Source organism: Lihuaxuella thermophila (assembly GCF_900110165.1).
Lineage (GTDB): Bacteria > Bacillota > Bacilli > Thermoactinomycetales > Thermoactinomycetaceae > Lihuaxuella > Lihuaxuella thermophila.
Window position 1 is genome coordinate 212,860 of sequence record NZ_FOCQ01000006.1, and the last position, 12,892, is coordinate 225,751.

The window sequence follows — 12,892 nt, forward strand, 5'->3', positions numbered from 1 at the left end:
CTAATCACTCAAAATTAAACGGTCTTTCCGGCAATGTTCAGCCGTAATGATCGCCTGAATACGCTCGCAGGCCTGTTCCACCACATCGTTGATGACAACATAGTCATAATGATGGATGTGCTTGAATTCATCTTCGGCCACACCCAGCCGGCTGGCGAGCGATTCTTCCGTTTCTGTGCCCCGGTACAAAATGCGTTTCTTTAATTCTTCCATCGTCGGGGGCAGCAAAAAGACAAAAATACCGTCCGGAAAGCGCTGTTTCACTTGCAAAGCGCCTTGGACTTCAATCTCCAGCAAAATATCTTTTCCCTCTTTGAGCGTTTCTTCCACAAACCGGCGCGGCGTGCCGTAATAATTGCCCACATACTGAGCCCACTCAATCAGCTCATCATTTTCAATCATTTTTTTGAACTCGGGAACCGTTTTAAAGAAATAGTTGACCCCTTCTTTTTCCCCTTCCCGGGGCGCCCGGGTCGTCGCAGACACGGAGTAAGTCAGTTCCGGCATCCTTTTGCGCAGTGCGGAACAAACAGTTCCCTTTCCCACGCCCGACGGGCCGGAAACAACGATTAAAAGACCTTCCTTTTGATAAGCTGCTTTCATGATAAGTCCTTTCTAATCCACAATCTCTTCAGAATGTTCCTTGCTTGCCAGACGATGGGCAACCGTTTCCGGTTGAACGGCAGACAAAATGACATGGTCGCTGTCCGTAATGATCACAGCCCTCGTCCGGCGGCCATATGTAGCATCGATTAACACACCGCGGTCACGCGCTTCCTGAATGATGCGCTTAATCGGGGCAGAGTCCGGGCTGACAATGGAAACAATACGATTCGCGGAGACGATATTGCCAAAACCGATATTGATTAACTTAATAGCCAAATCCGAGTACCTCCTCGCCCATTATTCTATCATCATGATCGCTCATACCCGGTTTCTTTTCATTTTTACCCTACTAGGCTATTTTAGACGGTTTTCCCTGATGAATCAATGATTACTCAATATTTTGCACCTGTTCTTTCATTTTTTCCAGCTCGCTCTTGCAATCGACCACCAGCGCACTGATCGACCTCAGATTTGCCTTGGAGCCGATGGTGTTGACTTCACGGTTCATCTCCTGGATGAGAAAATCAAGCCTTCTTCCCACGGGATCAGCGGAGCCAAGCGCATCCATAAATTGGTTGGCATGACTTTCCAACCGGGTAAGCTCTTCCGAGATATCCGCTTTATCGGCAAAAATAGCCACTTCCATCAACAGTCGGTCGGGATCGTATTCCCTTCCTTGAAGCAGTTCATTCATCCGGTCCTGCAGGCGGTTCTGCATTTGCCGGACAGCCTGGGGCGCTTCCTCCTTCATTTTGGACGCCAAAGCAAGGATGGCCTTCACCCTCTGCATGAGATCGTTTCCCAGATGTTCACCTTCCCGCTGCCGCATTTCTTTCAAATCCAGGCAAGCCCGTTCAACGGACTGAAATACGGCATCCCGGTGGTCATCCGCTTCCCACTTCGGCTCTTCAATGAGCCAAAACTCCGGTTTGCTGATCAAGTCCGCCAACGTGATGCGGGACTCGATCCCCAGCCTTTCTTCCACCTGTCTGCCGACTTGGATAAAACTTTCGATTAACCCCCAATCGACTTGGACTGTTCGCTCCGGCTGAAGCTGGCCTTCCAACGAAATAAACACATCGACCCTGCCCCGTTTGACGACCTGTTGAACCTGTTTGCGTATCGCCTCTTCCAAACCCATCCATCCGTGGGGCAGGCGGATGACGATCTCCAAGAAACGGTGGTTGACAGAACGAATCTCAGTCACATAACGAATCCCGTTCTTATCAATTTCTCCACGACCGTATCCGGTCATACTCATGAGCTTGTTTCTTTTTTCCATACTATTATTGTGTTCCTCTCGTTTCCAAAATTCAAGGTTTACACAAAAGTTTATACCTGCTTTAAAAATAATAAACGATTTCTGTTCATTCTAACACCATTTTTCCATTAAAATTATTTCATTTTAAACGGATCGATAATAACTCCTTTAAATTTCACAGGATAAAAAATGCACCTACATTTACAGAAAAAATCATTAACCTGTCCAAATAGTACGTCACCGGCCTTTGATTGAGGTGTCACTGAGCACGTTGATTACAACTACTGAAGGGGAAACGAAAAGTCGGGGAACAAAAACAAGGGGAACGCATGCACGTGAAAGCCGCTACGGTTCCTTTTACCGCACCATTCCCTTGCCAGAAAAATGCGGACGCGCCGACTCCAGGTGAGGGACCTGAAGCACTGACAACAATAACCAAACAGAGCCCCGCTCAACCAAACATCCGTTGGTTAGCGGGGCTCTGTTCATGATATCAGTTGACTTTATTTTCCGACTGATTGAGGACAGAATGCTTTCTTGCATACGTGAAGTAGACAACAACACCAATCGCAAGCCAGATCAGGAATGCGGTCCAGGTAATGGGTTGAAGCTTGGACATCAGGAACAAGCAGAACGCTACAGCCAAGAGCGGAATAACCGGGACTCCGGGACAACGGAACACCCGCGGCAAATCCGGTCTCGTTTTTCTGAGCACGATCACCCCGATCGACACCAGCGTGAAGGCGAACAAGGTTCCAATGTTGACCAGTTCGGCCAGCCTTTGTAACGGAATGAGTGCCCCGATTAAACCGGCAACGATTCCCAAGAACCAAGTGGTCCCAAACGGTGTTTTATATTTCGGGTGGACATTGGAGAACTTCTTGGGGATCAGGCCGTCACGAGACATAGCGAAAGCGATGCGTGTTTGTCCATACAGCATGACGAGCATGACCGTGGTCATCCCCAGGATGGCACCGAGGTCGACAAATCCTGCCACCCAGTTTTGTCCCGCGATTTGCAGGGCGAGGGACACCGGGTGGGACACGTCTTTTGCAAACTGCATATAAGGCACAATTCCTGTCATAATCAGCGTCACTACAATATAGAGCGCGGTACAAATGCCCAAGGAGAACAGCAATCCTCTCGGCAAGTCCCTTTTCGGATTGCGGGTTTCCTCCGCTGCTGCCGCGACGGCGTCAAAACCAACATAGGCAAAAAAGACACTGGCCGCAGCCGCAAAAACCCCGGTAGAACCAAACGGAGCAAACGGCGTCCAGTTATCCGGCTTCACATAAGCAACCCCTACACCGATAAACAAGAGCACAACGAGAACTTTAATGATAACCATGATGTTGTTCACTTTTTTGGACTCGGTGATGCCCCGTGCGAGCAGGAAGGTAATTCCCATTACGATCAGGAACGCCGGAAGATTGAAATAGGTTGTCTCCCCTGGAACGGCTCCCGGAGCAGCGGTCAACGCGGTCGGCAAATGAATGCCAAATCCGGCTAACAGTGATTGGAAATACCCGGACCAACCAACGGATACGGAGCTGACCGCAAACAGATATTCCAGCACCAGATCCCATCCGATGATCCAAGCGATAAATTCACCCAATGTGGCGTAACTATACGTGTAGACAGAACCGGATACCGGAACGATGGAAGCGAACTCTGCGTAAGCGAGAGCAGAGAAGGCAGCAGCTAATCCTGCAATGATAAATGAAATGACGAGTGCCGGTCCTGCTGTAAGCGCTCCCGTTCCAGTCAAAACGAAGATCCCGGTCCCGATGATCGCCCCGATCCCCAGCAAGGTTAAATCCCAGGCAGACAGGTCTCTTTTTAATTTATTTTTGCCCTGGGCTTCTTGAAGCAGATCGGCAATGTTTTTCGTACGAAATAGTTGCACAATTCTACCTCCCCTGACTATTTAGTTGATTTTTTCAGAACCGTTGTCATTTTAACACCGAGTTATTTATGCGTCAACACCATTTTTTTCTACAATTAAATAAAACTTAACCAATTAACCAATCTTTCACAATCCCTCATGGAGAGTATGTCCAACCATCCAAATGTTTTTTTCAAAATTAGAATCATTCAAGAAAACTTTTTTTATTATGGTGTTTGACTTTCCACGGTATTGGGTTCCATCTCCCAGTACAGCCGATAAGGCGGGAACGTTGATCACCTGCTTTCATGCCGAAGATCCTTGCCCATCCTTGCGCCGCAGAGATCAGTTATAATCCGACCGATCTGCGCATTTCGTGTTGAATTTGGCCTGTATCACTTTTGTGGTTGGGTGCAGTAATAATTCTCCCCCTTTCTCATTTTTATATGTGAGGCCGGGCTTAACAGAATATGGGTACGGGTGTCCGTAGCGCCCCCGATCCGTACATCGTTCTGGCATGAAAAAAACCCCATGATTATCATGGGGAGTCATCATCGAATTGTCATGTTCAACCACCATAAGATGGTTTCATTTTTAATCCGGGGTGGGGGTAAACAATTTTTTTAACACCAGTGTAAAGGCTCCCACTACGGCCGCCTGTTTTCCCAGATTGGAAGTCACGATTGAAACCTGTTTGACAGAGTCGGTCAAAGCACGGGCCATTACAACTTCTTTTAATGGATCGATCACCAGGGATCCGGCACGGGCAATTCCTCCGTGCAAAATGATTTTCGATGGATTGAAAAGGTTGATTAAGTTAGCCAGTCCAATGCCGAGATACCTTCCGGTGTCCGCCAGAACTTCCATGGCCGGTCGGTCTCCTTCCAAAGCCGCTTCATAAATCATTTCCCCTGTAATTTGGGAGAGATCTCCCTTCGCTTTTTGCCATACACTTGTCTTTTCTCCGAGGAGAATGGCCTTTTGCATTCTCAGCACCATTCCGGGCCCGCTGGCGAATGCTTCCAGACAACCATAATTTCCGCACCGGCACTGGGGACCCTCCACATCGATGGGAATATGGCCGACTTCTCCCGCAGCAAAGGAGGAGCCGTGATAAAGTTTATGATCTAAAATTATACCGGCGCCAACTCCTGTACTCACATTGACACATATAAAATTGGCCAAATCGCGCCCCTGGCCAAACCAACTCTCAGCCAGCGCGAGAGCACGGACATCATTTTCCACTAATACCGGGATATTAAACTCTGTTTCAAGGAACTGCTTGATCGGTATTTGCCGCAAATTCAAATGGGTGGCATAAATCGATTCTCCCTTCTGCGGATCGACCAACCCGTGCATGCCCACACCGATGCCCAGAACCGGCTGACCGTCGGTCCGGGCCAACTCGACACATTTGGCGACCATTGCCTTCAGGCTTTCCAAAAATTGTTCTTTTGTCGGTGACTCCGGAACATTTCCTTCCAGTTGGTAAATGATTTTTCCACATATATTGGCAATTGCCGCATCGATTTTGTTGGCTCTGGCGTAAATGCCGATGACATAAAACCTGGATGAATTAATATTCAGCATGATCGGTTTACGGCCGCCGGTCGATGCTCCCAGATCGCTTTCCACGATCAGCTCTGAGTCAAGCAATTCGGCGACGATGTTTGTAACCGTTGGAGGAGTTAATTTTGTAATTTTGGCAATTTCCGCCCGGGAAATAGGACCTTTTAAGCGAACCAGATTGAGAATAGTGGATTTATTCAAAGATTTCATCCATTGGAAACTGCCTGTTTGCATATGAACCTCCTTTCTGCCTAATGCAAAAGTTCATGCTTTCCCACCTCTGCCGAAGCGCTTTCAACCCCGCTCATTTTGAAATATGTCCATCTTTTTTGATTTTAATATAGTTTCATCCCTCTGTGTAGAAAAAATTTGCACAACTCTTCTCTCTTCCTTTTCAATCATCCAGCTCTCTGGCCCCGTCTCCAATTTCCGCCACATAAAAGGAAGGAGTGAGTCCCGTCTCCCGGTGATAGCCATTTGCTACTTGATGTTGAAATGCTTGCACATGGTCGCGATGAACGAGACTGACCGTGCACCCGCCAAAGCCGGCTCCCGTCATTCGCGATCCGATGCATCCCTCCGATTGTCTGGCCACCTTCACCAACGTATCCAGTTCATGTCCGGTCACTTCATACAAATCGCGCAATGAATCATGAGATTCGTTCATTAGCTTTCCAAATCGGAGCAAATCACCTAGGCGCAAGGCATCTGCGGACTCCCGCACTCTGGCATTCTCTTTGACCACATGTTCCACCCGTCTGGCAACAGCCGGGGCGCTGTTAAGCGCATGGCGTGCCTTCTCCCAACCGGCAAGTTCCACTTGGCCCAAACATTCTTCTTTGTCCAGGTAGGGGGACATCAGCCGGAACCCCTCCTCTACTTCGCTTCTCCGCTCGTTATATTTGGATTCTGCCAGAGAGCGCGCTTTGTTCGTATTGGTGATCACCAGCCGGTAATCTCCCAAAACGAGCGGGATATACGAAAAAGAAAGGGTGTTGCAGTTGAGCAAAACAGCGTGATCCGCTTTTCCCATTCCCACTGCAAATTGGTCCATGATGCCACAGTTGACTCCGACAAACCGGTTTTCCGCATGCCGTGCCAATTGTACCAATTCGAGCATCGGGAATCCTGCGTTGAACATCTCATTCAAGGCCACGGCTGTCACCAATTCGATCGATGCGGAAGAAGAGAGGCCGGCTCCCTGCGGAATATTTCCCTGGAAAAGGATGTCCAATCCCGTGACAGGCACCCCTTTATCCAGAAATTCCTTTATGACGCCTTTGGGATAATTGGCCCACCCATCTTCAATCCGGTATGTAAGCGAGTCGATCTGACATTCCACCAGCCCGGCAAAGGAGGTCGAAGCGAAGCGAAGCAGACCGTCCCGGCGCATGCGTACCCGCGCCCAGGTACCGAAGCTCAGGGCAGCAGGGAAAACCAGACCGCCGGTGTAATCCGTATGTTCACCGATCAGGTTCACCCGTCCGGGGGCAAAAAAGAGCCTCGTACCCTGCGCACTTTCACCGAAGGTTTTTTCAAACAGCTCCCGATCTGACTGCTTCCTGATCAAACTGATTCAGCTCCTCTTTTTTAAGATACCGATGATAGGCTTCGCGCAAACGTTTCGCCGTCTCTTCTACCGCCAGCGGGTTGCAGGCGGCCCAGGCTCCCATTTCCGAAGAGGCGTAATATTTGATGCGATTCCGTTCACGCAGAGGGGGATAAAACTCGATGTGAAAGCGGTAATAATCTTCTACATTTTCCCCGTTGACCGGCCGCTGGTGAAGCACCATCATATACGGGAACAGCCGGTCAAACAAGGTATCCATCGCCCCTGTCATCCGTTTGAGCATCTCCGCCAGGCTGCGTTTTTCCGCACGGTTAAAATCGCTTAAAGCGGTTTTGGGACTCTTGCTGACGATGAACAATCCATAAGGATAATCAGTAAAAAAAGGGATATAGGCTAAGAAATGATCATTTTCGGCAATCACCCGCTCTTTAAAACGCAGCTCTTCCCGGTTCATCTCTTCAAACAAATTCTTGCCCGTCTCTTGAAAGTACTTTTTGCAGTTCGCCAGTTCGGTGCGAATCTTGAGCGGCATTTGGGAATACGCGTAAATTTGTCCGTGCGGATGAGGCATGGTGACCCCGCATTCCTCCCCGCGGTTTTCAAAGATCATCACATATTGATGACGAGGATTTTTGCTCAATTCGACATAACGTTCGGTCCAAAGATCCACCAGTTTCTCGATATGATCCACGGAAAGCTCGGGAAGGGTTTTGGTATGTTCCGGGGAGTATAAAATGACTTCGCATTTACCATAAGCCTTCTTTGTCCGATACAATTCCGACCCGACCGGATCCGGCTCGGGAGGATGCTCCATCAAAGCGGGAAAATCATTGTCGTATTTCCATACGTCATATTGATCGGGCACTTTGCCGGAACCGGGACAAAACGGGCAATAGTCTTTCGGCATGTTGGGGCGATGTTGGCGATTGGAAGCAACCATCGTCCAGTCATCCAACAACGGGTTATATCGTAATTCCATCTGTCCTCCTCCTCTTAATTAAATAATTTAATTATGTATTAATCATAATCTTTTTTCATTTGTGTGTAAACCTTTTTGTATTTGTCAGATTGCGCTCTCTTATGAATAAGTTCCGACTTTTTTGGTATATATGTACAGTTGGTGATCAACTCCTTTCCATTTTGTAAAATAGCGGTTCAAACCCTCTTCATGACCGGGTTTTACGTTATAATCAAAACAGTGGGTTCAACATCATCTTTTTCCAAGTGGAGGGAAGGGCATGAACGATTACCTGCGCTGGCTCAATCACCCGCTCATTGATCCCGAAATTCTTTCCGAATTAAAAAGCCTGACAGATGAAAAAGAGATTGAGGACCGGTTTTACCAGCCGCTCGCCTTTGGAACGGCCGGCTTAAGAGGAATCATCGGAGCGGGCACCAATCGGATGAATAAATATACAGTCCGACGGGCAACCGCCGGCTTCGCCCGATATTTAATGAACACCAATTCTCAAGCTCACGGACAAGGCGTGGCCATCGCTTACGACTCACGGCACAAGTCGCCGGAGTTTGCTGCTGAAGCGGCGGGGGTTCTGGCCTATTATGGCATCCGTGTTTATTTATTTAAGGAACTGCGCCCCACTCCGATGCTTTCATTTGCCGTTCGTCATCTGAAGGCCGCCGGCGGGATTGTCATCACAGCCAGCCACAATCCGCCTGAATACAACGGCTACAAGGTATATGGCCCGGATGGCGCACAATTGCTTCCTGAGCCGGCCAACCGGATTTTAAACGAAATTCAGCAGATCGAGGATGAATTGTCCATTCCTGTCTTGTCCATCGATGAAGGAATGGCCAAAGGGCTGATTCACCTGATCGGTGAGGAGATCGATCAAGCATACATAGAAAAGCTGCGCACTCTCTCGTTTCACCCCGGAGTGATCAAGGAAATGGGCGATCAGCTTGGCATCGTGTTCACACCCTTGCATGGCACAGGAAACATCCCTGTTCGCAGGATCTTGAAAGAACTCGGCTTTTCCCGTGTTCATGTCGTACCGGAACAGGAACAACCGGATCCGGAGTTTCGCACTGTGTCTTCGCCCAACCCGGAAGAAAGGCAAGCTTTTGATCTGGCTCTTCGGTTAGCGGAACAAGTCCATGCGGACATTCTGATTGGAACGGACCCGGATGCCGACCGTGTCGGTGTGATAGTCAAGCACGAAGATGAATACGTGGCCCTGACCGGAAACCAGATCGGTGCTTTGCTCCTCTACTATTCGCTGGAGCAAAAACGGCTCCAGGGTACGTTACCGGAAAACGGTGTCATGCTGAAGACCATCGTCACTTCAGAGCTGGGAAGGCAGATCGCTTCCCAATACGACGTACAGACGGTGGATGTTTTGACCGGCTTTAAATATATTGCGGAGAAAATCAGGGAGTATGAGACCAGCGGCCGTCATTCGTTTGTCATGGGCTATGAAGAGAGTTACGGTTACCTGTTGGGAGATTTTGTGCGGGATAAAGATGCCGTTCAAGCTTCCATGATGGCCTGTGAAATGGCTGCTTATTATAAAAGACAAGGACTTACCCTCGTAGATGTGCTCCAACAATTATTCGACAAGTTTGGCACCTATCTAGAGGACCTGACCTCCTTCACCTTTCAGGGAAAAGAAGGAAAAGAGAAGATGGATGCATGGATGAACAAACTTCGCGAGCAGCCGCTTACAGAAGTGGGCGGAATCAAAGTGTCGCTGAATGAAGATTATCAATCGGGTCTGCACGGACTCCCGCCGGCCAACGTCCTGAAAATCCATCTGGCGGACGGGAGCTGGATCGCGGTTCGCCCCTCGGGAACAGAACCCAAAATCAAGTTCTATTTCGGCGCAACAGGCGTGAATCAAGAGAAAGCAGCACAAAAAATACGGAAAATGAAACAAGAAATGTTGAAGCTTGTTGTATAACCGTCAAGGGGTGAACGGAGTCAAACGGACCGGCCAAAAAATCCGGCGATCAACCAGGTTGATATGGCCGGATTTTTTGTCTTCCAGGCACCGCCCTTTAAAACATCAACAAATCAATGACACTCCGCTGCCTCCTGTGTACCACCGGTTGAACCGTCGATGAGGGAATGGTGTTCGTTTTTAACGCCTGCACACATTTAGCCCCTATCCAGCGATACCCCTGATCGTTGGGATGAATTTGATCCGCCAGCTGAGAGGATGGAAGAAACGCCTCTAAATTCACCACAATCGTCTGATCGAAGGGAGATACGACTTCTTCCAAACCATGGTTCCAACGTCTGATCAACCAATCCGCCTTATTGTGAAAGGGGGATGCAGCATCAACGGGGTTATACAAAGAAGTCAGCATCACGACCGCATGTCTGTTCCGCGCGTGAAGAAGTTGCAGAATCTGATGCATATTTTCCCGGTATCTGGTTTGAATAGCCGGAAAGCGCTTCACCAGCTTCCACGGATTCTTTTCCTTCAGCAAGGTTTGCAGCAAATCGTTTCCTCCGATGGTGACTAAGATGAGATCTGCCTGCGCGACTTCATGTTGAAGCTTCTCCTCTACTCGTAACCGATGAAGAAGATCGGCAGACGTTTGTCCCGAGACGGCCCGATTTATATATTGAACATCGAGATGTTGCCTCTCCAGAAATTTACTCACATACCAGGCATATCCCCGTCCATTCTGAGTGGATCCTTTCCCCAAGGCGACCGAATCCCCCAAAACCAGCAAACGGATCTGTCCTTGTTCCTGTTCGGATTGCTCCAATTGTTTCATGATGCTGATGCGGCTCATGGCAACATGTTTTTTCATCGGAGAAGAAATCATCTCGTCCAGCGGAACGCAAGCTTGCAATAGAAGCATCATGGCTAGTAAGCAGATGGCGCAATTTCTCACCTTGGGTTCACCTCCCGGCTGCTGGGTTATCCCTATACTAGCATGACAATATGACAAGTGAATTGCATGAAACTTACGTGATGAGTGCACTTTCGTTAAGCGATCATGACGGACGGCAGAATCCGCAGCGCAGCAAAAGGAAACAACTTGCCATTCACCCTCTGACTTATATCTTTTCACAAACAAAAAAAGCCCATGATTCCCCGAGAAGGGGAAACACATGGGCTTTCATTGGTATTTTCATGAAATGGACAGGAAATCAATGGGACTTCCGCTTTTCCGCGATTTTTATTTTTGGAGCCGGCGCAACAATTGTTCTCTTTCAGCTTCGTATCCCGGTTTGCCCAGGAGAGCAAACATATTTTTCTTATACGCCTCCACTCCCGGCTGATCAAACGGATTGACTCCCAACAGGTAGCCGCTGATGCCGCAAGCCTTCTCAAAGAAATAAACCAACCAGCCAAATGTGTAAGGAGACAGTTCGTTTACCTTGACGACCAGGTTGGGAACCCCGCCGTCCGTATGGGCCAGCATGGTTCCTTCAAAAGCTTTGGTGTTGATATAATCAAGGTCTTTTCCGGTCAGGTAATTTAAGCCGTCCAGATCGGCCTCTTCAGCCGGCAACGTAACCTTCTTCTCAGAGCGCTCGACAAAGACAACCGTTTCAAAGATGTTCCGGAGTCCTTCCTGAATATATTGCCCCATCGAATGGAGATCGGTAGTGAAGTTGACAGATGCCGGGAATATGCCTTTCTGATCTTTTCCTTCGCTTTCGCCAAACAACTGCTTCCACCATTCGGAGAAATACTGGAGCGCAGGATCGTAGTTGACCAAAAGCTCTGTCGTTTTTCCTTTCCGATACAAAGCATTGCGCACAGCGGCATATTGGTAGCTCATATTTTCGCTCAAGCTGGGAATGCGATACGCTTCAGATGCCGCTTGGGCCCCTGCCATCATTTGATCGATATCGATGCCGGCAACAGCGATCGGCAGCAAGCCCACCGCCGTCAGGACCGAATAGCGCCCGCCCACATCATCGGGAATGACAAAGGTTTCATATCCTTCTTCATCCGCCAGCTTCCTGAGCGCTCCTTTGGCTTTGTCCGTCGTCGCATAAATGCGGCGTCGGGTCTCTTCTTTCCCGTAACGCTTTTCCATATAATCGCGGAAAATGCGGAATGCGATGGCCGGTTCGGTCGTCGTGCCCGATTTGGAGATCACATTGACGCTGAAGTTTTTGTCTTCCAGGAGATCCAGTAAGTGGGCCACATAATTGGAACTGATGTGATGGCCGACGAAGTAAATTTCCGGTGTTTTTCGTTTTGCTTTGGGCAATTGGTTATAGAAAGAATGGGAAAGCATTTCGATCGCGGCACGCGCTCCCAAGTAGGATCCGCCGATCCCGATGACCACCAGGGCATCCGAATCAGACTGGATCTTCTCAGCCGCTTTCTTGATCCGGGCAAACTCATCCCGATCGTACTGGGACGGCAAGTCCACCCATCCGAGAAAATCGGCCCCCGCCCCTGTTTTGTTATGTAACATTTCATGCGCGAGGCGCACCGCCGGCTCCAGCTGTGTCAGCTCATTTTCCCGCAAAAAGGCCTTGGCGCTTGAATAGTCAAAAACAATATGGCTCTTCATAATTCCCTCCAACCAGCGTTTTTCTGAACAGTGTGAATACACTCCAACGGATCCGAAGTCCGATTCCTTTCCGAGACAAACCTTATTTTAAACGAATTAACTCTTGATTTCAAAGAAAAGGGTTCCCTATGCCTTCCATCCACTCAGTAACCAAAATCTTGAACCCCAATTGGATCGGCTTTGGTCACGATCTCCAGAATCCCCCCTCCCCCTACTCCTCTCTATACTCCATCCTATTTTCCTTGTCACACCGGCTTCAGCCTATTTCAACCGGTTTTCCCGGCGAATGAAGGTTACTTCAACTGTTTTTCTACTGTTGAGAATCTCCGTCCGGAACCACCGAGTTAAAATTTTGGGCAAAGCTTTGGTTCATCCAAGAGAAAAACAGGTCCTAAGAACTATTGTGAAATGGGCAAGAGAATATTATGATCGTATTAGCAGAAAAATATTAATATTTATACTATATTTATTATATTTAACATCAATCCATTTG

10 protein-coding genes are annotated in these 12,892 nt (G+C 48.6%); 1 reads left to right on the plus strand and 9 read right to left on the minus strand.

The window, feature by feature from the left end; genetic code table 11:
• The 7 genes from gmk to galT form a co-directional block, all read right to left on the minus strand.
• A complete protein-coding gene (gmk, locus tag BMW55_RS08765; protein ID WP_089967434.1) occupies positions 1-603 on the minus strand; it encodes a guanylate kinase in 603 nt (200 codons plus the stop codon).
• Positions 604-615: 12 nt separating this feature from the next.
• A complete protein-coding gene (gene remA, locus BMW55_RS08770; RefSeq protein WP_089967437.1) occupies positions 616-882 on the minus strand; it encodes an extracellular matrix/biofilm regulator RemA in 267 nt (88 codons plus the stop codon).
• Positions 883-994: 112 nt separating this feature from the next.
• Entirely contained in the window at positions 995-1,888 is an 894-nt protein-coding gene (locus BMW55_RS08775) for a YicC/YloC family endoribonuclease (protein ID WP_089967440.1), read from the minus strand.
• 472 nt (positions 1,889-2,360) lie between these two features.
• Positions 2,361-3,773: a branched-chain amino acid transporter BcaP gene (bcaP, locus tag BMW55_RS08780; RefSeq protein ID WP_089967443.1), complete on the minus strand. Its 1,413-nt coding sequence runs from the start codon at positions 3,771-3,773 to the stop codon at positions 2,361-2,363.
• Between the two features lie 573 nt (positions 3,774-4,346).
• Positions 4,347-5,531: an ROK family transcriptional regulator gene (locus tag BMW55_RS08785; protein ID WP_244527507.1), complete on the minus strand. Its 1,185-nt coding sequence runs from the start codon at positions 5,529-5,531 to the stop codon at positions 4,347-4,349.
• A gap of 184 nt (positions 5,532-5,715) precedes the next feature.
• Positions 5,716-6,891 (minus strand): galactokinase, encoded by a 1,176-nt coding sequence (locus BMW55_RS08790; protein WP_089967449.1) that lies wholly within the window; start codon positions 6,889-6,891, stop codon positions 5,716-5,718.
• Positions 6,857-7,870 carry a galactose-1-phosphate uridylyltransferase gene (gene galT / locus BMW55_RS08795; protein WP_089967452.1) on the minus strand — a complete coding sequence of 338 codons (1,014 nt, stop codon included), beginning with the start codon at positions 7,868-7,870 and terminating at the stop codon, positions 6,857-6,859. Before galT ends, BMW55_RS08790 begins: the two co-directional genes overlap by 35 nt.
• Before the next feature lie 259 nt (positions 7,871-8,129).
• Here galT and BMW55_RS08800 point away from each other — a divergent pair, with 259 nt between their 5' ends.
• On the plus strand, positions 8,130-9,809 hold the full coding sequence (locus tag BMW55_RS08800; protein ID WP_089967455.1) for a phospho-sugar mutase: 1,680 nt from the start codon (positions 8,130-8,132) through the stop codon (positions 9,807-9,809).
• Between the two features lie 97 nt (positions 9,810-9,906).
• On the opposite strand, the gene BMW55_RS08805 is transcribed toward BMW55_RS08800, so the two are convergent.
• Positions 9,907-10,755 carry a GDSL-type esterase/lipase family protein gene (locus tag BMW55_RS08805; RefSeq protein WP_170839830.1) on the minus strand — a complete coding sequence of 283 codons (849 nt, stop codon included), beginning with the start codon at positions 10,753-10,755 and terminating at the stop codon, positions 9,907-9,909.
• A 288-nt stretch (positions 10,756-11,043) separates the two neighbouring features.
• Positions 11,044-12,399, minus strand: a complete 1,356-nt coding sequence (locus BMW55_RS08810) for a glucose-6-phosphate isomerase (protein WP_089967461.1) — start codon at positions 12,397-12,399, stop codon at positions 11,044-11,046.
• Positions 12,400-12,892 lie beyond the last annotated feature (493 nt).